A 24,092-nucleotide genomic window follows, 5' to 3' on the forward strand; every position below is an offset into this window, starting at 1 on the left:
CGCCCCTACCCGTACGTCCGCCCCCGACAGCCCGGACACGACCGGACAAGCTCCGGACAGTCACCGTACGCATCGGTGTCGTCACTGTTCACGGTAAGCACCGACGGCCACGCTGAGTGACGTGAATCAAGAAACCGCCGTCATCCGCAACTTCAGCGTCCTGCTGTCCCCCACACCGCGTGGAGCGCGCCTGGCCCGGCTGCTGGCCGGCGAGCAACTGCGCGAGTGGGGAATCCCGTTGCACCCGGCGGAGCACATCGTGGCGGAGCTGGCGGTGAACGCGTCCACACACGGCAGGGTCCCGGGGCGCGACTTCCGCCTCACGCTCTACGTCGTCGGCGACACCCTGCGCATCGAGGTAACAGACACCCGGGGCGACCGTCTGCCCCGCGCCGAACTCCCCGCACCGGACGCCGAGTCGGGCCGGGGTCTCGTACTGGTGGAGGCGCTTGCCGACCGGTGGGGCGTGGCGCCGGGGCCTCGTCCGCGCAAGACGGTGTGGGCGGAAATCGACCTGTCACCGGATCCCGGAAACCCGGGCTTCGGTGGTGGTGGCGGCCTTTTCCAAGGAACTCATGGGTGAAAGAACCCCGACCAAACCCCACCCCTCCTCCCGCCTCGCAGTCGGCTCACTCTCGCGAGTGAACATCACCAACTCAGCTGGATTTCGCCCCGGTTGCCTGCCCTACAGTCAGCCCCAACACAACAGCAGACATGCAACGGCCCTCGCCGGGACGGCAATCCCAGTGCGAGGGCCTGACCACCAAGGAAGAGACGCTTCCCGATGGACACCCAAAACCCTAGCGCGCCCTCGCGCGCCCGGTCCCGTGTTGCCGCCAAGAACCACTCGAACCGGGACCCCGAAGCCGAGCCCGGCGGCGGTCTGCTCCACGACCACACCCGCCACACCACCCGCTTCACGGTGATCGGCAACCACCTGGCCCAACACCCGGAGCTGTCACTCCTGGCCATCGGCCTGGCCGCACACCTCCAGTCGCTGCCGCAGGGCGCCTGCGCCGACATCAAGTCGCTGGCCGCTCGCTTCCCCGAGGGCCCGACCCGGATCGCGGCCGCTCTGCGCGAGTTGGAGGCCCACGGCTACCTGCGCCGCGAACGGCGCCGCATCCCCGGCGGCCGCATCGTCACCCGCACGGTCTCCTGCAACCAGCCGAAGCAGCACCGCACAGCCCCGGCACGAAGGACAGCGCCCGCACACGACACCCCGCGCTCCGAGAAACCGTCCCTCCGCGCCGTACCGCACCCTGCCCACCCCTCCCCGGCGCTCCTCCAGAAGTCCACCGACCTCCTCGCGGGCCTGCGCCGCATCGACTCCCGCCTGCCCCTCTCCGCCCGGGACACCGGCCACCTCGCCCCCGGAGTCGCCGCCTGGCTGGAACGGGACGTCACCCCCACCGCCGTACGCGACGCCCTCACCGCAGACCTCCCTCCCGACGGCCCCCGCCACCCCGCGGCCTTCCTGGCCCACCGGCTGACCGTCCTGCTGCCACCCCCACCGCCCCCGTTCCGGCCGCTCGGAGCATCACCACCAGCCGCCCGCGCCCCCCTTCAGAACTGCAACGGCTGCGACCGCGCCTTCCGCGCCCCCACAGCCGGCCGCTGCCGCGACTGCCGTCCCGCACCATGACGGGCAACCCGAGCGATGGCAGGCGAGCCACCTCGCACCACCGGTACCGCGCCACGCGGGACTTCGTGCAGTCCATGGACGACACCGTGCCCGGCAGGTTCGAGATCACCAAGGAAGGGATCGTTCACGACATCACAGCGGGCGCCGGTCGGCACGAACTCACCGCCGCGCGCATCCGGAGACGCCTGGAAAAGGTGACGCCGGAGGACATCGTGGCCCACACGGGCAAGCCGGACGTCGAGGACGAGGCCGAGGGAATCCTCCGCCGACCCGACGTCATGGTGATCGCCGAAGCGAACATGCAGGGCGAGGAGACGTTCGACCCACGCACCCTCATCGCCGTCGTCGAGGTCGTCTCCCGCTCCAGCCCCGAAAGCGACTGGGTCGGCAAGGTCCGCGACTACCCCCTGATCGGCATCCCCGTCTACGCGGTCTTCGACCCCCGCACCGGCGCCGACGCCGTCCTCACCGACATCCACCCCACCCCCGACGGACCCCGCTACGCCACCCGCAGGACTTCGTCTACGGCGAGGACGTCACCATCGCCGACTGGGCCATCTCCACGGACGATCTGCCGCGCTACACGGCTGGTGAGGGACGGCGTGGCTGAGACGATGCCCCGGTGAACTCCTTCTCGAATGGCCGGCCGCCCCTCCAGGAGCCCAGACGGGCCGAGCCCGGTGAGTGGCCGAAATTCGAGGCCGCGCTCGCTGTGGTCAATCGCGACGTGACGGCGACCCTGCCCGGTCAGGACGCGCTGATCCTGATGGTCGCTCCGTCCTGGCAGCCGCTGCCGCCGGGCGGGATCGACAGGGGCTTGGTCTTCGTGGCGATGCCGGACGGCCGTTGGCAGGGCAACGCGGTGAACGCCGACCGGGAGGAGGGCGACCCGCCAGAGCCGAATGATGCGATGACGGCCCTGGGCCTGGTCGCGGAGGCGGCACAGGACACGATCATGGAGCTGCTCTGGCAGGCCTGGCCGATCTGTCGGGAACACAAGACCGGACTTCACCTTCGCCCCGCAGGGACCGCTGAGGACTTGCACGGGAGCGAAACGGACGCATCGGACCCAATGGTGTGGTGGTGCCGGGGCAGCCGGGACCGCACATCCCACGACGTCTCCCTGGTGGGCGAGTTGGCCGCCACCCTGCCTTCTGTGAACTAGGGCCTACTGCGAAGGAAAGGGAAGGTCATCCAACTCTGGCGACTTCGTCAAGACTTGAGCAGGATTTGAGCTCAAAGCAAAGCGATCACCAACCCGAACTGATGATCATTGACTCTTCAAGATCCCCCCCGTTAGCTTCCAGTCAAGCCGCAGCACCGACCAGACCGGCGCGGCAGCAGCGGGGGAAACACTCAAAGGCGATTGCCCATCCCCTGCCTTTCACAACCGCTTCGCAAGCGGTTTCACATGATTCATCGCGCTCCCAGGAATGTGGCGGAGCGTGCGATGAAATCGGGGAATCGGGGAATCTCTCCATGACCAAACCCTCTGGCAGACGTCTGTCTCTGGCCACCGCACTCAGCGTCGTCGCCACCTCGGCCGTGATCGGCTTGGGGCTCTCGGCACCGGCGCACGCCGTCTGCACACAGAGCACAGACACACCGGGCTGCGGCAGCACCAGCAGCCCGAGCCCCACTCCCACGGCGACCGACGTCAAGCCCACCGACTCCGCGGCGCTGCCCACCAGCGGATCGACGATCACCGCCGCTCCGAGCCCGGGCACCCTGACCGCCGTGTCGGGCGCCGCCACGGTCAAGGGTGTCTTCACCCTCGGCAACGGATCGCCCCTGGCCGGCGCGACCGTGACCCTGACCCCGGTGGACGAGGTGCCGGAGGACGGCAGCGACGTCACGCCGACAACCGTTGGCACGACCAAGACGGCTTCGGACGGTAGTTGGTCGTTCACGCTGCCCTCGACGCTGCCGACCGAGCTTCAGAACTATGCGGATGCCAACGGAGGCGTGCTGTCCTTGCAGGCGTCGTTCGACGGGAAAGCGCCCGACGGCACCGTCCTGACCGGCAGCGACTACGTGGATGCCGGAGTGGCCACCGGTTCCACGACGACGGAAGGATCGGCCGCCGCCCGAGCCGAGGCGGCAAACACAGTGGCCATCCACCCCGACGTGGACGAGGCCCAGGTGACACCGGCGGACTCGACCCTGGTCGACACCGCAGACACCACTTCCGACGACTCTTCCGGCACTGCGGCGAACACCTGGCAGTCGGCGGACGGCGCCTCCACTGCCGACTTCAATCCCGACACGGCCGGCGGTGTCGACTACAGCGCCGTGACACCGGACCTCGGCGGAGGCTGCATCGTCACCAAGCACGTCATCAAACAGCATGACTACTACACCACCGTCGGCGAGGCGCACGCCTACTACGACACCACCGCCGCATTCGAGTACAACAACACCTTGTCCAGCACCTGGGGCGTAGCGACCAGTGTCGACGGAGAGCACTGGTCGATCACCGGCAAGGTTTCCCGGAAGAGCAGCACCGGTCACGCGGTCGGATTTGCCAACCAAGGGCCTTACTGGGCAAAGCGTTTCCAGATTCCCGTCGAATACCAGGACGTCGACCGCCGGGTCACGTGCATCGGCGAAAAGACCAAGCACACCTACTCCATCGTCCCGGTCAAGTACGACATCCCTTCCGGGGGCGACGTGGCAAGATACGGAGCCGATGTCCGTTCCAAGGACGGAGTGAGCTCCTACCGGGGTTCCAATCCCGCCTACCGTGCGGTCCTCGGCAAGAAGCAGTACACGACCATCACCTCAGGAACGTCGATCACCTACGGCCTCGCCGCCAAGGTGTTCAACGTGACGGTCAGCCTCGACACGGAGTACGGCGCGGCGCACTACCAGAAGATCACCGCAGGGTCCGGGCTCTCGGAGCACGACATCTGGGGCGCCAAGGGAAAGATCTCGGGGAACCCCGGTGTCATCTACTCGTACTGACCGCCGAGCAGGCGTGCTCGTGGCAACAGCTCTGCTGGTCCTCGCGACGGCCTGTTCCGGTTCGCCGGAAGGCAGGACCACGGGCACAGCCCTGCAGGCGGAAGGGCCGGGCACGAACGGTGCTCTCGGTTTCTCGGACGTGAAGGTCGGCGACGTCTACCGCATGGCCTTCCCACTGACCAGGAACACGTCCAAGCAGCCTGTCTCCGTCACCGGGGTCAAGCTGCTGGACATCCCAGCCGGCGTGAAGCTCCTCAAGTACTCCATGTACTCGGTCAAGGACACCCCCGGCTACCGCCTGGGCTACCAAGAGACAGCGCATCCCACCGCGGGTGACATCGACCTCGACAAGTACCCGGACTACTACGGGCATCCCTACACCATCAAGCCGGGAGTGCTCAGCGACAAGTACACGGTGATCAGGCTCCGGGTCACCGGAAAGATCACCGAACCTCTCACCGGATGCGAGATCGACTACACCGAGGGAGAGAAGGACTACCGCCAGACCCTCGGATGCAAATTCGGTCTCGACATGACCTGAAACAGTCGAGACGCACCTACGGCGCTCCGTTCCCACCACCCACGGGAGCGGAGCGCCGTCCGGGTACGTCACAGTCAGGCACCACAAGAGCCGTCAAGTCCCGCTCAGAAAGCGATAGTTCATGCCCAGCTGGGGAAGCCGGCGGGACCCCGACCGGCCTGCCGACAGCGGCCCAGCGATCACACCCCGTCGGCTACGCCCGCTCCGGCTTGCCGTCCCCGTACAGCCAGTCGTCCCAGATCGGGGTGAAGTCCTTGTCGGGGGCCTGGTGTTCGACGTACGTCGTGAAGTCGTCGGTGTCCGCGTTGCCGTGCCGGTGGGCGGCGGCCCAGCCCCGGACGAGCGCCGCGAACGCCTTGTCGCCGACGGTCTGCCGGATCTTGTGCAGGACCATCGCGCCGCGCTGGTAGACGGGGCTGTCGGAGAGGTGCGCGGCGCTCGACGGCTTTCCCGGCGGGAAGTCCCAGAGGTCTTCGTAGTCGTCGTCGCCGTGGTCGTAGAGCGCGTCGAAGGTCTGCTGGGCGCTGTCGCCGCCGTGGTCCTCGGTCCACAGCCACTCGGCGTAGGTCGCGAAGCCCTCGTTGAGCCACATGTCGCGCCAGGTCTTCGGGGTGACCGAGTCGCCGAACCACTGGTGGGCCAGCTCGTGGACGAGGGTCCCGGTGTCGGGGGTGCCGGGGAAGTAGGGGCGGTTCTGGGTCTCCAGGGCGTACCCGGCGTCGCCCACGCGGTCGACGATCGCACCGGTGGAGGAGAAGGGGTACGGGCCGAAGGCGGCCTGGGCCCACTTCATGATCTCGGGGAGCTGCGCCAGCACCTTCCGGCTCGCGGCGGCCTCGGACGGGTCGACGGCGGTGTACACGGGCAGGCCGCCATCGGAGGCGCCCTCGATACCGGGGACGGTGGAGCGCCGGATGTCGTAGTCGCCGATCGCGAGGGTGGCGAGGTAGCTCGCCATGGGTTCGGCGGTGTGCCAGGTGGATGTCGTACGGCCGCCGCTGGTCCTGGACGCGGTCAACTCGCCGTTGGAGACGGCCTGGAGGCCCTCGGGGACGGTGATCGTGAGGTCGTAGGACGCCTTGTCGGAGGGGTGGTGGTTGCCGGGGAACCAGGCCATCGAGCCGGTCGGTTCGCCGAGGGCCACCGCGCCGTCCTCCGTGGTCAGCCAGCCCTCCTCGGAGCCGTCCGGGTCGGTGATCGTCCTCGGGGTGCCGGAGTAGCGGACGGTCACCCGGAAGGTGCGGCCCTCGTCGAGGTCGTCGTGCGGGCGGACGGTCAGTTCCTGGCCGGTGCGGTTCCAGCGGGCCTTGTCGCCGTCGACGGTGACGCTCTTGACGTCAAGGCCGTCGAGGTCGAGGTCGAAGGCGGACAGGTCGTCGGTGGCGCGGGCGGTGAGCGTCGCGGTGCCGGACAGCCGGTCCCCGTCCGGGTCGTAGGCGAGGTCCAGGGCGTAGTGGGTGACGTCGTAGCCGCCGTTGCCCGACTTCGGGAAGTACGGGTCGCGCAGGCCGGAGCCGCCCGGGGTGCCGTGCACCCCGCCGTCGCACGCGGTCAGCGCGAGGGCTCCCACCAGGAGCAGGGCGGTGACGGGGGCGAGCTGCGCGGATCGGGACACGGCGGTGATCCTACGGTCAGGCGCGTGACACCATCGGCTCCGTGCTCGACATCGGCTACGCCCTCTCCAACCGCTTCCCGGACCCCCCGCAGACCGACTACCGCCGCGCGGATGTCCATGCGCTGCGGCACGACCTGTTCTGCGGGGACGTCTACCTCGCCGACACCAAGGAAGACCGGGAACTGTCCACAGCCTGGGGATGGGTGCCGGTGCTCGACTTCGCGTGGGCACTGTGCGACGTCGCGGAACGCCTCGACCGCGATCCCGCGGGCTCCCGCGCGTCCCGCCCCCAGCACGCGGAAATCGACTTCACCGAGTCCACGGACCGCATGCTCTTCGAGCGACGCTTCGGGTGGGTGGACATCGAGGCCGACTGGATGCCGGTGGAGGAGCCCCCGCTCGCCTTCTCCCACTCGGATCTGCGCCGTGAGGCCCGCGACTTCCTGCACGACCTCATCGCCGACCTCGTCGACCTCCATGAGGACCTGGGTGAGAACCCGGCGATCTGGATGCTTCAGGCACGGTTCCCGCGAGTGTCGTGACGCGTCCGGCGTCCGCTTCCGGCGCCCACCCGCGCACCCGCGCACCCCTGATGCCCACCCGCGCACCCTTGATCACGCCTCCGGCAGTGCCCGCATGACCGCCTCGGCGAGCTTGCCGGCCGCCTTGCACTCCTTGTCCTCGTCGGACGAGCTGCCCTGCTGCAGATACCAGACCCTGACCGCGTCCACGGCGTTCTCCGACGTGGCGGCCGGGTCGGTCTCGCCGGATCCCGTGACCACTATCTGGCAACCCTCCTGGAGGATCTGCCTGTTGGCCTGGAGCCCGCCGACCGTCGTCATGCCGTCGCCGCCCTCCGGCAGGTAGAAGCTGCCTATCTGGAGCGCTCCGTCCGCCTCTCCGTCGACCGGAAGCTTCCACTCGCAGTCGTCGGTCGCGCTGCCCGACTGGAGCTCCGCCTTCTTCACCCCGAGTGCCTTGGTCATGGCGTCCTGCGACAGGAGCTTGCAGTAGTCCACACCCTTGATCTGCCGCGCGCCGATGGGCCCGGTGTCGTCGCCGGAGGAGTCCTTGCCGCCGCAGGCCGCGGCGGCCGCGAGACACAGGGTCACCGGAAGGAGGAGAGACAAGGATCCAAGGCGCACAGCGGCTCCCCATGGAGAGGCGGTTCGGACTGATCGGGTGATCCATCCGAACCCAAGCTTCCCGAGCAAAGGGCGCGATCATGCGACAGATCGGTGTCAATTGTTCTCAGCCCAGGGGAAGTTCCTGATCCCTGTTCCCTCGGCCCGGCCCTTTGCCCGGCCCTTGACCCCGCCCCCGTCCGCCCCCTCCCACTCCCCCTCACTCCACCCGGATCCCCACCTCCGCCGCCAACACCGGTGCCAGATCCAGCAGTTGGGACGGGGTGATCACCGCGCCCGCCAGCCTGTCGACCCCCCGGGCGATCTCCAGCGACGCCGCCCCGCGCAGGTCGACGTCCTTGAGGGTCGCCGCCGTGAGGTCCACGCCCTTCAGTGCGCAGTCCACGAACTCCACACGCTCCAGGCGAGCACCGCCGAAGTCCGGTTCCACCAGCACGCAGCTCTCGAAGACGACGTCCTTCAGCCTGGCCGTGCGCAGGTTCAGGTAGTCGATCTTGCCGCCTCGGATCACCACCCGCTCCAGCACCGCGCCGTGCAGCTGCACCCCGCCGAGGCGGGCGTCGATCAGCTCGACGTCACGGAGGGTCGACTCCGCGAGGTCTGTGCCCACACCCCGTATGCCGGTGAGGACCGAGTCGAGGAAGCGGGCGTGGTGGAGCCGGGTCTCGTCCAGCGCGCAGCTTCTCAGCGCGCAGTCCATGAAGCGGGCCCCCGCCCCGTCCTGCCCCACGAAGTCCACTTCCAGGAACTCCAGGCCGTCGTAGTCCCCGTCCGGCTCCAGCTCCCCTCCCCCGAATCCCCCGAACGGCTCCAGCGGCGGCAGCCGCACCTCCGGCCGCCGCGCCCCCTTCACCCGCGAGCCGCCCGCCGCACCCGCCGCACTTGAGCCCCCCGACTCACCGGACCGGCCCGCTCCACCCGTCGCTCTCCTCGCCATGCCCCCATCCTGCACCCCGCCACTGACAATCCCCCATGACATCCCCCTGAGCTGCGCGAAGACCCTTCATGTCACATTCCGGTGCCTTCGGTCAGTCATACCGGCGAGACACGCGACTCCGAGCAGAGGGAGACCCCAAGTCATGCACCGCATCACCGTCGTCGGCGGTGGCCTCGCCGGACTGACCGCGGCGATCACCGCCGCCGAGGCGGGCGTCAAGGTCACCGTGTACGAGGCCCATCACACGCTCGGCGGCCGGGCCCGCACCGCCGAGGCGCCGTACCGCACGAACGACGGTCCGCACGCCCTCTACAGCGGCGGCCCGCACTGGTCCTGGCTCCAACAGCGTGACCTCGTCGGCCCGCTGGCGCCGCTCCCGCCCCTGGAGGCGGCCCGGCTGCGGCTCAGGCACAAGGGTGTCCTGCGCCGCACCCCGCCCTTCGCCATGCTCAAACTGCTCCGCCGCAGCGCCCAACGCGCCCCCGTCGACGTGGACTTCATGTCGTGGGCGACCGAGCAGGCGGGCGAGGAGGGTGCCCGGGCCGCCGCCCACTACTCCGCCGTCGCGCTCTTCCACCACGATCCCGGCGCCCTGTCCGCCGCGTTCGTACAGGAACGGCTGCGGCGCGCCACCAAGCTGCCGCCCGAGGCGCACTACCCGCGCGGCGGCTGGGCCGGCGTCGTGGACCGCATGGCCGCCCACGCCTGGAACCTGGGCGTCCGGATGGAGACCCTGTCCCGCGTCGACACGCTGCCCACCGACACCCCGGTCGTCGTCGCCACCTCCCTCGACGCGGCCCGCAGGCTCCTCGGCGACGACTCGCTGACCTGGCCGAGCGGCCGTACAGCACTCGTCGACCTCGCCCTGCGCACCCGGCGCGGTGACGCCTTCGCCGTCTCCGACCTCGACTCGCCCGGCTGGATCGAACGGTTCACCGCCCAGGACCGCACCCTTGCCCCCGTGGGCGAACAGCTCCTCCAGGGGCAGATCCCGATCGCCCCGCACGAGAGCAGGGCCGACGGGGTCGCGCGCGCGGAGCACCTCCTCGATCTCGCCTTCGAGGGCTGGCGCGAGCGCGTGACCTGGCGCCGCGAGTCCGTCGCGAACGGCCGTACCGGAGCCGTGGACCTGCCCGGCACGAGCTGGCGGGACCGTCCCGCCATCGACCGGGGCGACGGCGTCTACCTCGCGGGTGACCAGGTCGCGGCACCCGGCGTGCTGTCGGAGGTGTCCTTCACCAGCGCGCTCGCCGCCGTATCGCTGGCACTCGGCCGCAACGCTCTTGACCTCAAGCATGCTTGAGGCCGAAGAGTGGGGCCCTGACGACACAGGGAGTTCTCCTCATGCACGCCATCCGCCTGCACGCCTTCGGCCCCGCCGAGAACCTCACCTACGAGACCACCGACGACCCGCTGCCCGGCCCCGGCCAGGTACGTATCGCCGTACGGGCGGCCGGAGTCCACCTCCTGGACACCGCCCTGCGCGAGGGCCGGCAGGGTCCCCTGCCGAAGCCGACCGCGCTGCCCACGATCCCGGGACGCGAGGTCGCCGGCACGGTCGAGTCCCTGGGGGAAGGCGTCGCCGGCCTCTGGCTCGGCAAGCGCGTGGTCGCCCACCTCGGCTTCGCCCCCGGCGGTTACGCCGAACTGGCCGTCACCGACGTCGAACGCGTCCACGAGATCCCCCAGAACCTCGACTTCGCCCAGGCCGTCGCCATGATCGGCACGGGCCGTACGGCGATGGGGATCCTCCAGTTCACCGAGCTCGGACCGGACTCCGTGGCCCTGATCCCGGCGGCGGCCGGAGGCATCGGCACCCTGCTCGTGCAGTACGCGAAGAACGCGGGGGCCACCGTCATCGGCCTCGCGGGCGGCCCGCACAAGGTCCGCCTCACCGAGAGGAACGGCGCCGACCTCGCCGTCGACTACACCGACCCCGCATGGCCCGACAAGGTCCGCGCCCACCTCGGCGGCCGGAACGTCACCGTCGTCTTCGACGGCGTCGGCGGTGAGGTCGCCCGCGAGTGCGTCGCCCTTCTCGGCCACGAGAACCGGACCGGCCGGCACATCGTCTTCGGCTGGTCCGGCAAAGGCATCCACGAAGGGCAGCCGTATCTCGTCGAGGGTGTCTCCGAGCAGGTCCTCGGACCCGCCATGACACAGAAAACCGGCGGCCCCCACCCCATCCGCACCCTCGAACTGCGCGCCCTCACCGAGGCCGCCGCGGGCCGCCTCACGCCCGCCGTACAACGCTTCCCCCTCGCCGACGCGGCGGCCGCGCACCGGGCCCTGGAAACGCGCGGCACAACCGGAAAGGTGGTCCTGGAGCCATGACACGCCCAGATGCGACTCATACCGATTCATGGTCTGCTGGCCGGGTGAGCGTCACCCGGACAGGTGAACAAGCAGACCCCCGGCGCTGGTGGGGCCTGGTGGTCATCGCCCTCGCACAGCTGATGGTCGTCCTGGACGCGACCATCGTGAACATCGCGCTCCCCTCCGCTCAGCGCGACCTGGGCATGTCCGACGGCAACCGGCAATGGGTCATCACCGCCTACACGCTGGCCTTCGGCGGTCTCCTCCTGCTCGGCGGCCGCATCGCCGACCTCGTGGGCCGCAAGCGCACCTTCGTGATCGGCCTGGTCGGCTTCGCCGCCGCCTCCGCACTCGGCGGCGCGGCCACCGGCTCCGGCATGCTCTTCGCCGCCCGCGCCCTCCAGGGCGTCTTCGCCGCCCTGCTCGCCCCGTCCGCCCTGTCCCTGCTGACCACCACGTTCACCGACCCGAAGGAACGCGGAAAGGCCTTCGGGATCTACGGCGCCCTCGCCGGCTCCGGTTCGGCGATCGGGTTCATCGTCGGCGGCCTGCTCACCGAATACCTGAACTGGCGCTGGTGCCTGTACGTCAACGTGCCCATCGCCGTCGCCGCCGTCATCGGCGCCCTCGTCCTGCTGCACGACCGCCCCGGCCACGCGGGCGCCCGTCTCGACGTACCCGGCGTGCTGCTGGGCTGCGGCGGCCTGGTCGCGATCGTCTACGGCTTCAGCGAGGCCCAGCCACGCGGCTGGAGCGACCCCCTGGTGCTCACCCTGATCGTGGGCGGCGTCGTACTCCTGGCGGCCTTCGTGTGGTGGCAGTCCCGGGCGCGCACGCCCCTGCTCCCGCTGCACATCGTCAAGGACCGCAACCGCGCGGGCTGCTTCCTGACCATGGGGCTCGCCGTCATCGGCATGTTCGGCCTGTTCCTGTTCATGACGTACTACCTGCAGGTCGTGCTCGCCTACTCGCCCGTGCGCACCGGCCTCGCCTTCCTGCCGATGACCGCCGCGATCATCGTCGGCTCCACACAGATCTCGGCCCGGCTGATGAACCACGTCGCACCACGCATGCTCATGGCCCCCGGCATGGTCCTCGCGGCGGGCGGCATGCTGATCCTGACGCGGATGACCGTGGACAGCTCCTACACCACCGAGATCCTGCCCGCCCTGCTCCTCATGGGCCTCGGCATGGGCCTCACCTTCATGCCGGTGTTCTCCACCGCCACCGCGGGCGTCGCCCCGCAGGACTCCGGAGTGACCTCGGCGACCGTCAACACCGCCCAGCAGGTGGGCGGTTCCATCGGCACGGCACTGCTCAACACGATCGCCACCACCAGCAGCACCGCCTACGTCGGCGCCCACCTGGCCGGTTCCTCACAGAAGGCCCTGATCGTCAAGGAGGGCGTCGTGCACGGCTACACCGTCGCCATCTGGTGGGCCGTGGGCATCATGCTCCTGGCCGGCCTGATGGCGGCCCTGATGGTGACGACGAAACCACCGAAACAGGGGGCACCCGCCCCGACACCACTGCCGGAATCCGTGGCCTGAACGCCGAGGGGCGGCCCGGATCCGTACCGGGCCGCCCCTCCCCTCTCCCCGGCACATGGGGACCCGCGCCGAGCAGGACGACGGTGAACGAGGTCAGAGACTCCACCCGGCCGTCGTTCACGGCCCCGGGCGTGCGGGCGCCGGCCGCAAAAAGCCTTACCCGAACAATGCCGACCGGCGACCCGACCCAACCCGACCCAACCACCCGCCGCCACCGCCGCCGCCGCCGCGATCCGGTCCGGTCCGGTCCGGTCCGGTCCGATCAGTGCCGGCCGGCAATCCGGTCCGCCCACCGCGCCAACCGCGACGACTCCGCACGCCGGCTCGTCAGCTCCCGCCGGTCCGCCGCGCGATAGGTGGCGTACATGCCCTGCACGCCCAGCCACCGCAACGGCTCCGGCTCCCACCTGCGCACCTTGTGCCCCACCCACGGCAGATCCGTCAACTCCGTCCGGCCACCCTGCCCCGAGTCCTGCTGCACCAGATCCCGCAGCGTCCGGGCCGCCAGATTGGCCGTGGCGACACCCGAACCCACGTAACCGCCCGCCCAGCCCACCCCCGTCGAACGGTCCAGCGTCACCGACGCACACCAGTCACGCGGCACCCCCAGCACCCCCGACCACGCATGCGCGACCCGCACCCCGGCCAGCATCGGGAAGAAGCTCACAAGAACCTCCCGCAACGCCTCGACCGTCGCCTCCTGCGTCCGCCCGTCGTTGTCCGTCCGCGAACCGAAGCGATACGGCACCCCACGCCCGCCCAACGCGATCCGCCCGTCGGACGTCCGCTGCGCGTACATGTACGCGTGCGCCATGTCCCCCAGCGTCTGCCGCCCCTCCCAGCCGATCACCGCCCACTGCTCCTCGGTCAGCGGCTCGGTGGCGATCATCGAGGAGTTCATCGGCAACCAGGTCCGCCGCTGCCCCTTCAGCGCCGCCGTGAAGCCCTCGGTACAGCGCAGCACATACGGCGCCCGGACCGTGCCGTACGGCGTGACCGCGTGCTTGGCCCGGATCTCCGTCACCGGAGTCTGCTCGTGAACGGTCACCCCCAGCGCCTCCACCGCCGCCGCGAGCCCCTTCACCAGCCGCACCGGATGCACCCGCGCCCCGTGCGGCGTCCACGACGACCCCACCGCGTCCGCCACCCTGACCCGCTCCGCCGTCTCCCGGGCCCCGAACAGCTCACGGTCCTTCTCGCCGTACGACAACTCGTGCTCGTGGAAAGCCCGCAACCGCGCCAACTGCGCGGGCGAACGCGCCACTTCGAGAACGCCCCCCTTGTGCAGACCGGCGTCGAAACCCTCCTCGCCGACCACCCGGACCACCTCGCCGACGGTGTCGTTCATGGCCCGCTGAAGCCGCACGGCAGCCTCATGACCATGCAGCTTCGCGTACCGCTCCCGCCCCGCGATCCCGTTGTACAACCAGCCGCCATTACGCCCGGAAGCGCCGTAACCACAGAACTTCTGCTCCAGGACGGTGATCCGCAGAAAAGGCACCGCCTTCTTCAGGTAATACGCCGTCCACAACCCCGTGTACCCGCCACCCACGATCACCACATCCGCCGACGCATCACCACCGAGCGGCTCCCGCACCCCGGGAAAACCGTCGTCCGCGTACCAGAAGGAGACACCGCCGTTCACGACACCACTGCTCATGGCCAGGGACGCTAACCCGCCGAAGCACCCGCTGTCTCCTTCGGAATCCGCACACTTTCCCGCCCCCTGACCAGCGGATAACACCCGAACCCGATCAACGCCGACGTGAAATGCCCCAGATCGGTGAACGTCCGCCCGGTCACCAACGGCACCGCGTACACCACGAGAACGACGAACCCGTATCCGTACCGCCACGGCGCCGGAATCCGGTACACCAACACCGCCACCACCCCCGCCAACGCATAACTCACCCCGATGTCCAACGTGTTGACCGCCGACGCGGGCGCCACCCCGAGCCGGATCCCCCACAACAACGCCCCCTCACTGATCAGCGTCGCCAGCACATGCGCCGCCGCACACACCCCCAACCACCGCGCGGTACCCAGCCAACGCTCCACCGGCGCATGAAAAAGGGAATACAGCACGACATACGGCAACCAGTGCCCGCCATCGATCCACATGGCACTGGACACCAACACCCGCACCGGATTGCTCGACAACTCATGGATGTTCGTCGAACGCTGCCGCAGGAACTCCTCCTCGAACTCTGGCGACATGTGATGCAACGCCACCGTCGTCACGAACAGAATCCCCAGCCACACATAGGTGCCGGGGGCCCCACGGACCCAGGCCCGCACCCAGTGGACACCCCGGTTAATTCGCATGAGGCGATTCACGCACGCCGGTAGGGTCCCCCGCGTGATCGACATCCCGGCGGAACTGGCGGCGACACAGGAGCTTCACAACGGCGACAAAGGACGGGAGTTCATCGCCGCACTGCCCGCGCTCGTGACCGACTTCCTGGACCGCTGGGACCTCAGACCCGACGGCACCCCCATGCACGGAGTCACCGCCCTCGTCCTGCCCGTCGTACGCCGCACCGACGACACCCCTGCCGCCCTCAAACTGCAGCTCCGCGACGACGAAAGCGCCGGCGAACCCCTCGCCCTACGCCACTGGAACGGCGACGGAGCCGTCCGCCTCCTCGACCACGACCCCACCACCCACACCATGCTCCTGGAGCGCCTCGACTCCACCCGCATGCTCTCCACCCTGCCCGACACCCGCGAAGCCGTCCTCGTCATCGCCCGCCTACTCGCCCACCTCACCGCCACCCCCGCCCCACCCGGCCTGCGCAGACTCGGCGACATCGCGGCGAACATGCTCGACAGAACCCCACAAACCCTGCAACGCATCACCGACCCCGACACCCGCCGCCTCGTCGCCGACTGCGCCGCCGCCCTGCGCGAAGTCGCCGACGAACCCGGCGACCGACTCCTGCACTGGGACCTGCACTACGACAACGTCCTCGCCTCCGACCGCGCCCCCTGGCTCGCCATCGACCCCAAACCCCTCGCCGGCGACCCCGGCTTCGACCTCTGGCCCGCCCTCGACAACCGCTTCGACGCCGACGAGATCACCTGGCGCTTCGACGCCATGACCGACACCCTCGGCCTGGACCGCACACGCGCGCGTGCCTGGACCCTGGGACGCCTCCTCCAGAACGCCATCTGGGACAGCCGCCCCCTGGCACCCCACCACATCGAGATCGCCCACCGCCTGCGCACCCACCGGAGCCGACACCCATGATCCGCCCCGCCACCCCCGCCGACATCCCCATGATCCACACCCTCATCCGAGAACTAGCCGACTACGAAAAGGCGTTGCAGGAAGCAAAGGCGACCCCGGAGCAACTCCACCAAGCCCTCTTCAACGACCACCCCGCGGCCTACGCCCACGTGGCAACCGACGACACGACCGGCTCTGTGATCGGCTACGCCATCTGGTTCCTCACCTTCTCCACCTGGCGCGGAGTCCACGGCATCCACCTGGAGGACCTCTACGTCCGCCCCTCCGCCCGAGGCGCCGGCCACGGCAAGGCCCTCCTCACCGAACTCGCCCGCATCTGCGTCGAACGCGGCTACCAACGCCTCGAATGGGCCGTCCTCAACTGGAACACCCCCGCGATCACCTTCTACGAATCCCTCACCGCCCACCCCCAGCCCGACTGGACCACCTACCGCCTCACCGACGAGGCCCTGACACGGGTGGCCAACGCCCCGGAGAACACACGAAAGCCCAGGCCAGAAACCTCCTGACCTGGGCTTTTCGGAGCCCCCTGTCGGATTCGAACCGACGACCTACGCATTACAAGTGCGTTGCTCTGGCCATCTGAGCTAAGGAGGCGTGCACCACTACCGCGTGCGTGCGCTCGAGCAGTGTACCCAGGTCACCATGGGGGCCTGTCGAAAATTTCCGCGAAGTTCACAGACCTCCAGGTACTGACATACGCGTGAACCCCGGGTACCGTCCTGACCCAGTCCACTCGTGTGGACTACACCACCACCTTCCTACAACGGATCGTCCGGCACGTTCCTGCCGGTAGAAGGGGGCCTCTGAGTCATGGCCACTGTTTCGTTCGACAAGGCGACCCGTATTTACCCGGGTTCCACGAAGCCCGCCGTCGACGGTCTCGACATCCACATCGAAGACGGCGAGTTCCTCGTCCTCGTCGGCCCGTCCGGCTGTGGTAAGTCCACCTCGCTCCGCATGCTCGCGGGGCTCGAGGACGTCAACGGCGGCGCCATCCGCATCGGTGACCGCGACGTCACGCACCTGCCGCCGAAGGACCGGGACATCGCCATGGTGTTCCAGAACTACGCGCTGTACCCGCACATGAGCGTCGCCGACAACATGGGCTTCGCGCTCAAGATCGCCGGCATCAACAAGGCGGAGATCCGGCAGAAGGTCGAGGAGGCCGCGAAGATCCTCGACCTCACGGAGTACCTGGACCGCAAGCCGAAGGCGCTCTCCGGTGGTCAGCGCCAGCGTGTGGCCATGGGTCGCGCCATCGTGCGTGAGCCGCAGGTGTTCCTCATGGACGAGCCGCTGTCCAACCTGGACGCCAAGCTCCGTGTGTCGACGCGTACGCAGATCGCGTCGCTGCAGCGCCGTCTGGGCATCACCACCGTCTACGTCACCCACGACCAGGTCGAGGCCATGACGATGGGCGACCGGGTGGCCGTGCTGAAGGACGGTCTGCTCCAGCAGGTCGACTCGCCGCGCAACATGTACGACCGTCCGGCGAACCTGTTCGTCGCCGGCTTCATCGGTTCCCCGGCGATGAACCTCGTCGAGGTCCCGATCACCGACGGCGGTGTGAAGTTCGGCAACAGCGTGGTGCCCGTCAACCGTGAGGCCCTCACGGCCGCCTCCGACAAGGGTGACACCACGGTGACGGTCGGTGTCCGTCCCGAGCACTTCGACGTCGTCGAGCACAACGGCGCCGCCGCCTCGGCCCTCACCAAGGACACCGAGGACGCCCCGGCCGGTCTCGCGGTCACCGTGAACGTCGTCGAGGAGCTCGGCGCCGACGGTTACGTCTACGGTTCCGCCAAGGTCGACGGTGAGCTGAAGGACCTGGTCGTGCGTGTCAGCGGCCGTGCGGTCCCGGAGAAGGGCGCCACGCTGCACGTCGTGCCGCGTCCGGGCGAGATCCACGTGTTCTCGACCTCCACGGGCGAGCGCCTCACCGACTGAGGACATATCGCGCGAATTCACCCGCGTTGACGAAGAGGGCCCCGCAGAGTGCTGCGGGGCCCTTCTCGTGCCCGGGCGCCATCGTCGGATACTCGCCGGATACCCCGGCACTTCGGTCATTTCGAGCAGTGTGCGTCAACGCCTTACCCAAAAAGCGGCACCATCTCATCCCCCGAACCGGTGACTAAATGTCGCCAAATCATTACCGCACGCTACCCTCACACGCGTGAAGCACTCCACTAACCAACAGACGCGACGCGGCCGGGGCCCCGCCCGCCGTATCGGCCGCTCCCTCGCCCTTGTCCTGCCCGTCGTCCTGGTTCTCTCCGGGACCCTGGCGGTCACCCGAGTCAACTGGTCGGGGGATCCCTCGAGCTCCTCGGTGCTCACCGCTTCGGACGCGACGGTCTCCGACGGCAAGCCACGCAGCGCTCCCCTGGCTCCGCAGGACGTCCTGCGCGAGCAGCTGCTGACCGAGCTCCAGGAGAAGAACCCGGGTATCGCCCTCACGCACCTCCAGGAGGCCGTCAACGACCGTCCGTCGCTCGCCAGGCACTGCGTCTCCATCGCGAAGGCCCTGGGCCGCGCAGCGGTCCGTGTGTACGGTCCCAAGCGCGCTCAGTCGTACACCCGCCCCGTCTGTGACACGTCGTTCGCGACGGGGGTGGCGGCCGCGCACGGCTGACCCGCGACCGGGGACGCCGACCGAGGTCGGGAAAGGGGCGCGTCGTACAGTTTCGGTCATGACCGATCAGAACGCCGCGTCCCGTCCCACCCAGGCCGTGATCCTGGCCGGCGGCCAGGGCTCCCGGCTGCGTCCCTACACCGACGACCGGCCCAAGCCGATGGTCGAGATCCCCGGTACGGGGACTCCGATCATCGGCCATCAGCTTGTCTGGCTCGCCGAGGAGGGCGTGACGGACGTGGTGGTCAGCTGTGGGCATCTCGCCGATGTGCTGCAGAACTGGCTGAAGACGGCCGATCTTCCGATGCGTGTCACCACCGTCATCGAGACGGAGCCGCTCGGCCGCGGTGGCGGTCTGAAGTACGCGGCCGCGCATCTGCCGCACCCGGAGCGGGCGTGGTACGCGACGAACGGTGACATCTGGACCCGTTTCTCGCTGCGTGACATGGCGGACTTCCACACCGAGCGGGACGCGGTGGCGACGCTCGCGTTGGCGCGTCCGCGAATTCCGTGGGGGGCCGTGCAGACCGACGGCTTCGGGCACATCACGGACTTCATCGAGGCTCCGCCGTCGACGTTCGAGATCAACGCGGGTGTGTACGTCTTCTCGCCCGCGTTCGCGGCTCTGCTGCCGGAGCGGGGGGATCATGAGCGGACGACGTTTCCCACGCTCGCGCGTGAGTTGCGGCTGGCCGGGTTCCCGATTCCTCAGGGGGCGTACTGGCGGGCCATCGACACCGCGAAGGATCTGACGGAGGCGGCGAAGGAGCTGGCCGCTCTGGGGCGGTGACGGTCGTCTTCCGGCCGGGTGCGGTGACGGTCGTCTGCCGGGTGCGGGTCCGTCGTGGCTGGTCGCTCCCACGCGGCGGTAGCCGCACATCGAGTACGGCCCCGCGCCCCTGAGAACTCTTCGTCTCCCTGCATTGAAAAGGTCCCGCACCTCCACGGGTGCGGGACCTTTTCGTGGGCTTGCGTGTCTCAGCCGGTGGGCTTGCCCAGTACGTCGCCCACCGGCCCGCCTACCCCAACAGGCCGCCGACCAGGCCCGGTTCGCCGGAGGAGGAGCCCCCCGTGCCGGAGCCGCCTGTTGAACCGCCGGAGGTGCTGGTGCCGCCGGTGGGGCCTGAGGTGGTGCTGGGGGCCTGCTGGGCCGGGGAGGACTGCTGGGGTGCGGTCTGGCCCGTGGTGCCCTGGGTCTGGCTGGGTGAGCCGGTGGTGGTGCCGGTGTCGCGGGTGGCGCCGGGGGTGGCCGAGGCGCCTGCGGAGGGGCCCCTCGTGGCGCCGTGACTGGGCGTGGTGGATGCCGACGGGCTCTTCTTGCGGGCCTTGGCGGAGTCCTGCGGGAGCGGGGAGCCGGGCAGTTCGTTGCGCGGGGCCTCGCCGGGGCCGGGGACGATGACGCGGTCGGCGTCCCGGACGGCGCCGCCGAGCACCGAGCCGATCAGCAGGGTCAGGCCCATGACGATCGCGGTGATGAGGGCGCCGCGGCGCAGGACGTAGCGGCGCAGTTCCCAGATGTCGGAGCGGGGGCCGAGGCGGCGCCAGGCGCTGCCCGCGAGGCGGCCGTCGATGGAGTAGACGGGGGCGCCGGCGATGATCAGCGGGGACCAGGCGGCGAGGTAGATGATGTCGGGGGTGTCGTAGGCGGGGACGCTCTTCCAGCTGACGGTGACGAGGAGCGCTGCGGAGAGGCCGGCGCCGAGGACCGCGCCGACGCGCTGCCAGCAGCCCAGGATCGTGAGGACGCCCACGATGACCTGGAGGAAGGCGATGACGAGGCCGGCGCCGACCGGGTGCTGGAGGGCGAACTGGCGCAGTGGTTCGGCCACTTCCCACGGGTGCAGGGTGTTGAGCCACTTGACCATGGAGCCGCGTTCGCCGCCGTCGAAGTAGACGGGGTCGCAGAGCTTGCCCATGCCGGCGTAGATGGTGATGAAGCCGAGGAAGATGCGCAGCGGGAGGAGGACGACGCCGAGGTTCATCCGGCGGCCCGGGTAGTAGGCGTGCCGCGCGGGTTCGTCGCCCTGCCGCTTCGGGGGGCGGCCGGCGCCGGTCTCGTCGTAGTAGCCGTCCGTGAACTCCTCTGCCGGGTAGGCGGGTTCGTCGTAGGCGCTGCCGACGGACCGCATGCCGGGGAGGAGTCGGGTGCCGTCGGCGCCCTCGTGCGTGCGCTGGGCGCCGACGACCGGGGTCTCCATGGTCTGGGCCAACTCGGCGCCGTAGTCGGCCTCGTAGCCGCGTTCGACGTCGATGCGGGGGATGACCTGGGTGGCTCCGGCGTCGGCGGCGGGGGGTTCGCCGTGGCCGACGCTGCCGCCCCGCACGGCCTGGAGCAGACGGTGGGCGCCGGTGTCGTCGGGGGCGGACTTGCCGCTCCACACAACGGGCCGGCGGCGCCCCGCGACGGGGGCGGCGCCGGTTCTGACCGCTGTGGCGCCGACGGCCGCGATGCGCGCGGTGTCCTCGGCGGCGCTCAAGTGCCGTGCGATCCGCTGGGATTGGGCAGTGCGCCGCGTCGACGCGCCCAACTGGACGCGGAAGCTGGCGTGGTTGACGATGATCTGCGCCGGATCGCTCGGCACCTTCACCATGCTCAGCGCGGGAGCGTCATCGAACCCGGAATCGAATCCCGACGAGCCGCCCCCCGTGGGTGTGCGGGGTGTTCTGGTGTCCACACTCATCTAACCGAGTGACGTGTGTTTAGGACACTGCTTTGACTCGCCGGATCTGTCCGGACCCCGTCAAGGTTGCCCCGTACGCCACGAATACCCCGTGTGGGGGACTGCGCCGAAAACCTGTTCAACCCCGCGGGCGCACGCTGTCAGGCCCGGCGGCGCGGCGCCTCGTACAGCACGATGCCCGCCGCCGCACCGGCGGCGCCTCCTTCTGCCGCCCTCGCACGCTTCGCGGCTTCGGACGCCTGCGCCGGCCTCCGACCGGCGGGCTCCGCCTGCTTGCGCCGACTGCCCTCAAGCCCGTCGGCGGGCCGCCTCATAGAGCACGATGCCCGCCGCCACACCGGCGTTCAACGACTCCGCGCCGCCCGGCATGGGGATCCGCACCCGGTAGTCGCAGGTCTCGCCGACCAGGCGGGACAGGCCCTTGCCCTCGCTGCCGACCACGATGACGACGGGGCCGCCGAGGGCTTCCAGGTCGCCCACCTCGTGCTCGCCGTCGGCGGCGAGGCCGACGACCGCGATGCCGGCCTTCTTGTACGCCTCCAGGGCGCGCGTCAGGTTGGTGCAGCGGGCGACGGGGGTGCGGGCGGCCGTGCCGGCGGACGACTTCCACGCACCGGCGGTCATGCCGGCCGCGCGCCGCTCGGGCACGAGGACGCCGTGGCCGCCGAAGGCGGAGACGGAGCGGACGGCGGCACCGAGGTTGCGCGGGTCGGTCACGCCGTCGAGGGCGACGATCAGGGGGTCCTGACCCTCGTCGTAGGCGGCGCTCGCGAGGTCCTCGGCGTGGGCGTACTCGTACGGCGGGACCTGGAGGACCAGGCCCTGGTGGTTGAGCCCGTTGGTCATGCGGTCGAGCTCGGGGCGGGGGGCCTCCATGAGGTGGACGCCGCCCCGGTCGGCGACGAGCTGGAGCGCCTCGCGGACCCGCTCGTCGTTGTCGATGAACTGCTGGACGTAGAGCGTGACCGCGGGCACGCCCTCGCGCAGCGCCTCGACGACGGGGTTACGGCCGACGACCATCTCCGAGGTGCCCTTGCCGCCGCGGCCGCGCGGGGCGGGGCGGCGTACCGCCTGCTTCGCCTTGGCGTTGACGATTCGGTTCTTCTTGTGTCCCTTGCGCGCCTCGGCGGGCGGGGTCGGGCCCTTGCCCTCCAGGCCCTTGCGTCGCTGGCCGCCACTGCCGACCTGCGCGCCCTTCTTGCCGGACATGCGGCGGTTGTTGGCTGCCATGACCTACCTGTCCTACGTCGGTGCTGCGTCAGTGAAATGTTCGTACGTTCATGCAGTGTGCCGCCCGGAAGGCCGGGCGGCACAATCGATCTTCGGTGACCGGGGGTGGGACTAGCGCGGTCCGAGGGTCCAGCGCGGTCCCTGGGGGCTGTCCTCGATGGTCAGTCCCGACTGGCTCAGTTGGTCGCGGATGGCGTCCGCTGTGCCCCAGTCCTTGCGGGCGCGGGCCGCCTCGCGCTGGTCGAGGACCAGGCGTACGAGGCTGTCGACGACGCCGTGCAGGTCCTCGCCGCGGTCGGTCTCGCCGGCCCAGTGCGGGTCGAGCGGGTCCAGGCCGAGGACGCCGAGCATGACACGCACCTCGGCGAGGCGGGCCACCGCGGCTTCCTTGTCGTCGGCCGCGAGGGCGCTGTTGCCCTGCCGGACGGTGGTGTGCACGATGGCGAGCGCCTGCGGGACGCTGAGGTCGTCGTCCATGGCCTCGGCGAAGGCGGGCGGTACCTCGGCCGCCGGCGCCACGTCACCGGCCTTCTCCACGACCCGCTGGACGAAGCCCTCGATCCGGGCGAACGCGGACTCCGCCTCGCGCAGGGCGTCCTCGCTGTACTCGATCATCGAGCGGTAGTGGGGTGTGCCCAGGTAGTACCTGAGCACGATCGGCCGCCACTGCTTGACCATCTCGGAGACGAGGACGCTGTTGCCGAGCGACTTGGACATCTTCTCGCCGCTCATGGTGACCCAGGCGTTGTGCACCCAGTACCGGGCAAACTCGTCGCCGTAGGCCTTGGCCTGGGCGATCTCGTTCTCGTGGTGCGGGAAGATCAGGTCCAGGCCGCCGCCGTGGATGTCGAAGGCGGTGCCGAGGTACTTGTGCGCCATGGCGGAGCACTCCAGGTGCCAGCCGGGGCGGCCGCGGCCCCACGGGGTCTCCCAGTCGGGCTCGCCGGGCTTGGTCGCCTTCCACAGGGCGAAGTCCCGCGGGTCCCGCTTGCCCGTCTCGCCGTCGGCGGAGGGCTGCAGGAGGTTCTCCAGCTCCTGGTTGGAGAGCTGGAGGTACTCCGGGAAGGACTTCACGTCGAAGTAGACGTTGCCGTCGGACTCGTAGGCGTGGCCCCGCTCGATGAGCCCGCGCATCATCTCGATCATCTCGGGGACGTGCCCGGTGGCGCGCGGTTCGTACGTCGGCGGAAGGCAGCCGAGGGCGTCGTAGCCGTCGTTGAACGCGCGCTCGTTGTCGTAGCCGATGGACCACCAGGGGCGGCCCTGGTCACGGGACTTCGTGATGATCTTGTCGTCGATGTCCGTGACGTTGCGGATGAAGGTGACGTCGTAGCCGCGGTACTCGAACCAGCGGCGCATGATGTCGAAGTTCAGGCCGGAGCGGATGTGGCCGATGTGCGGGGCGGCCTGCACGGTGGCGCCACAGAGGTAGATCGAGACGCAGCCCGGCGTGAGCGGGGCGAAGTCACGGATCTGCCGGGCGCTGGTGTCGTGCAGGCGAATGGTCACGGGTCCAGGGTAGTGGGCGAACCCCCGTGCATTGCACCCGTCCGAGACATCTCAGACTCCGCCCGCCACGACAC

General features: G+C 69.7%; 22 protein-coding genes, 1 tRNA gene and 1 pseudogene. 15 read left to right on the plus strand and 9 right to left on the minus strand.

Annotation, left to right across the window (positions count from 1 at the left end):
* Positions 1 to 121: 121 nt before the first annotated feature.
* The 6 genes and pseudogenes from ACZ48Z_RS14860 (at position 122) to ACZ48Z_RS14885 (ending at position 5,150) form a co-directional block, all read left to right on the plus strand.
* The gene (locus ACZ48Z_RS14860) at positions 122 to 583 is read left to right on the plus strand and encodes an ATP-binding protein (protein WP_468736228.1); all 462 of its coding nucleotides are present in this window, start codon (positions 122 to 124) and stop codon (positions 581 to 583) included.
* A gap of 201 nt (positions 584 to 784) precedes the next feature.
* The gene (locus ACZ48Z_RS14865) at positions 785 to 1,645 is read left to right on the plus strand and encodes a helix-turn-helix domain-containing protein (protein WP_468736229.1); all 861 of its coding nucleotides are present in this window, start codon (positions 785 to 787) and stop codon (positions 1,643 to 1,645) included.
* Positions 1,642 to 2,255, plus strand: a pseudogene (locus ACZ48Z_RS14870) (Uma2 family endonuclease). Before ACZ48Z_RS14865 ends, ACZ48Z_RS14870 begins: the two are co-directional and overlap by 4 nt.
* A 12-nt stretch (positions 2,256 to 2,267) precedes the next feature.
* Positions 2,268 to 2,810 (plus strand): hypothetical protein, encoded by a 543-nt coding sequence (locus ACZ48Z_RS14875; RefSeq protein WP_468736230.1) that lies wholly within the window; start codon positions 2,268 to 2,270, stop codon positions 2,808 to 2,810.
* Positions 2,811 to 3,124: 314 nt separating this feature from the next.
* Positions 3,125 to 4,609 (plus strand): hypothetical protein, encoded by a 1,485-nt coding sequence (locus ACZ48Z_RS14880; RefSeq protein ID WP_468736231.1) that lies wholly within the window; start codon positions 3,125 to 3,127, stop codon positions 4,607 to 4,609.
* Positions 4,610 to 4,628: 19 nt separating this feature from the next.
* A complete protein-coding gene (locus ACZ48Z_RS14885) occupies positions 4,629 to 5,150 on the plus strand; it encodes a hypothetical protein (RefSeq protein ID WP_468736232.1) in 522 nt (173 codons plus the stop codon).
* Positions 5,151 to 5,343: 193 nt separating this feature from the next.
* Here ACZ48Z_RS14885 and ACZ48Z_RS14890 read toward each other — a convergent pair whose 3' ends face one another.
* Entirely contained in the window at positions 5,344 to 6,765 is a 1,422-nt protein-coding gene (locus tag ACZ48Z_RS14890) for a M1 family metallopeptidase (protein WP_468736233.1), read from the minus strand.
* A 41-nt stretch (positions 6,766 to 6,806) separates the two neighbouring features.
* Between ACZ48Z_RS14890 and ACZ48Z_RS14895 the strand changes: the two genes are divergently transcribed.
* Positions 6,807 to 7,307, plus strand: a complete 501-nt coding sequence (locus ACZ48Z_RS14895; RefSeq protein WP_468736234.1) for a hypothetical protein — start codon at positions 6,807 to 6,809, stop codon at positions 7,305 to 7,307.
* 72 nt (positions 7,308 to 7,379) lie between these two features.
* On the opposite strand, the gene ACZ48Z_RS14900 is transcribed toward ACZ48Z_RS14895, so the two are convergent.
* Both ACZ48Z_RS14900 and ACZ48Z_RS14905 read right to left on the minus strand, forming a co-directional pair.
* The gene (locus ACZ48Z_RS14900) at positions 7,380 to 7,895 is read right to left on the minus strand and encodes a hypothetical protein (RefSeq protein ID WP_468736235.1); all 516 of its coding nucleotides are present in this window, start codon (positions 7,893 to 7,895) and stop codon (positions 7,380 to 7,382) included.
* 214 nt (positions 7,896 to 8,109) lie between these two features.
* Positions 8,110 to 8,847, minus strand: coding sequence for a pentapeptide repeat-containing protein (locus ACZ48Z_RS14905; RefSeq protein ID WP_468736236.1), 738 nt, complete (start codon positions 8,845 to 8,847; stop codon positions 8,110 to 8,112).
* A 142-nt stretch (positions 8,848 to 8,989) separates the two neighbouring features.
* Here ACZ48Z_RS14905 and ACZ48Z_RS14910 point away from each other — a divergent pair, with 142 nt between their 5' ends.
* From ACZ48Z_RS14910 to ACZ48Z_RS14920, 3 genes are read left to right on the plus strand one after another with little or no spacing between them, the layout of a single operon-like run.
* A complete protein-coding gene (locus ACZ48Z_RS14910) occupies positions 8,990 to 10,150 on the plus strand; it encodes an NAD(P)-binding protein (protein WP_468736237.1) in 1,161 nt (386 codons plus the stop codon).
* A 41-nt stretch (positions 10,151 to 10,191) separates the two neighbouring features.
* On the plus strand, positions 10,192 to 11,181 hold the full coding sequence (locus ACZ48Z_RS14915; RefSeq protein WP_468736238.1) for a zinc-binding dehydrogenase: 990 nt from the start codon (positions 10,192 to 10,194) through the stop codon (positions 11,179 to 11,181).
* A gap of 44 nt (positions 11,182 to 11,225) precedes the next feature.
* Positions 11,226 to 12,713, plus strand: coding sequence for an MFS transporter (locus ACZ48Z_RS14920; RefSeq protein WP_468736239.1), 1,488 nt, complete (start codon positions 11,226 to 11,228; stop codon positions 12,711 to 12,713).
* 262 nt (positions 12,714 to 12,975) lie between these two features.
* Here ACZ48Z_RS14920 and ACZ48Z_RS14925 read toward each other — a convergent pair whose 3' ends face one another.
* Together ACZ48Z_RS14925 and ACZ48Z_RS14930 are read right to left on the minus strand one after the other, a co-directional pair.
* Positions 12,976 to 14,373, minus strand: coding sequence for an NAD(P)/FAD-dependent oxidoreductase (locus ACZ48Z_RS14925; RefSeq protein WP_468736240.1), 1,398 nt, complete (start codon positions 14,371 to 14,373; stop codon positions 12,976 to 12,978).
* Positions 14,374 to 14,384: 11 nt separating this feature from the next.
* Positions 14,385 to 15,038: a rhomboid-like protein gene (locus tag ACZ48Z_RS14930; RefSeq protein ID WP_468736343.1), complete on the minus strand. Its 654-nt coding sequence runs from the start codon at positions 15,036 to 15,038 to the stop codon at positions 14,385 to 14,387.
* Here ACZ48Z_RS14930 and ACZ48Z_RS14935 point away from each other — a divergent pair.
* Complete coding sequence (locus ACZ48Z_RS14935; RefSeq protein WP_468736241.1) at positions 15,037 to 15,963, plus strand: aminoglycoside phosphotransferase family protein; 927 nt, start codon at positions 15,037 to 15,039, stop codon at positions 15,961 to 15,963. The two genes, ACZ48Z_RS14930 and ACZ48Z_RS14935, sit on opposite strands and share 2 nt — an antisense overlap.
* Positions 15,960 to 16,472, plus strand: a complete 513-nt coding sequence (locus tag ACZ48Z_RS14940) for a GNAT family N-acetyltransferase (protein WP_468736242.1) — start codon at positions 15,960 to 15,962, stop codon at positions 16,470 to 16,472. The genes ACZ48Z_RS14935 and ACZ48Z_RS14940 overlap by 4 nt, the downstream gene beginning before the upstream one ends.
* 14 nt (positions 16,473 to 16,486) lie before the next feature.
* On the opposite strand, the gene ACZ48Z_RS14945 is transcribed toward ACZ48Z_RS14940, so the two are convergent.
* Positions 16,487 to 16,560 (minus strand) — tRNA-Thr (locus ACZ48Z_RS14945).
* A gap of 216 nt (positions 16,561 to 16,776) precedes the next feature.
* Here ACZ48Z_RS14945 and ACZ48Z_RS14950 point away from each other — a divergent pair.
* The 3 genes from ACZ48Z_RS14950 to ACZ48Z_RS14960 all read left to right on the plus strand — a co-directional run bounded on the left by ACZ48Z_RS14950 (position 16,777) and on the right by ACZ48Z_RS14960 (position 19,388).
* Entirely contained in the window at positions 16,777 to 17,913 is a 1,137-nt protein-coding gene (locus ACZ48Z_RS14950) for an ABC transporter ATP-binding protein (RefSeq protein ID WP_468736243.1), read from the plus strand.
* 226 nt (positions 17,914 to 18,139) lie between these two features.
* The gene (locus tag ACZ48Z_RS14955; RefSeq protein WP_328748382.1) at positions 18,140 to 18,598 is read left to right on the plus strand and encodes a hypothetical protein; all 459 of its coding nucleotides are present in this window, start codon (positions 18,140 to 18,142) and stop codon (positions 18,596 to 18,598) included.
* Positions 18,599 to 18,656: 58 nt separating this feature from the next.
* Complete coding sequence (locus ACZ48Z_RS14960; protein WP_468736244.1) at positions 18,657 to 19,388, plus strand: nucleotidyltransferase family protein; 732 nt, start codon at positions 18,657 to 18,659, stop codon at positions 19,386 to 19,388.
* Positions 19,389 to 19,617: 229 nt separating this feature from the next.
* Here ACZ48Z_RS14960 and ACZ48Z_RS14965 read toward each other — a convergent pair whose 3' ends face one another.
* From ACZ48Z_RS14965 to cysS, 3 genes are all read right to left on the minus strand, one after another.
* Positions 19,618 to 21,279 (minus strand): DoxX family protein, encoded by a 1,662-nt coding sequence (locus tag ACZ48Z_RS14965; protein ID WP_468736245.1) that lies wholly within the window; start codon positions 21,277 to 21,279, stop codon positions 19,618 to 19,620.
* A gap of 288 nt (positions 21,280 to 21,567) precedes the next feature.
* Positions 21,568 to 22,509 carry a 23S rRNA (guanosine(2251)-2'-O)-methyltransferase RlmB gene (rlmB, locus tag ACZ48Z_RS14970; RefSeq protein ID WP_356106418.1) on the minus strand — a complete coding sequence of 314 codons (942 nt, stop codon included), beginning with the start codon at positions 22,507 to 22,509 and terminating at the stop codon, positions 21,568 to 21,570.
* Between the two features lie 111 nt (positions 22,510 to 22,620).
* Entirely contained in the window at positions 22,621 to 24,018 is a 1,398-nt protein-coding gene (gene cysS / locus ACZ48Z_RS14975; protein ID WP_468736246.1) for a cysteine--tRNA ligase, read from the minus strand.
* Positions 24,019 to 24,092 lie beyond the last annotated feature (74 nt).

Source organism: Streptomyces sp. NPDC031225 (assembly GCF_055570355.1).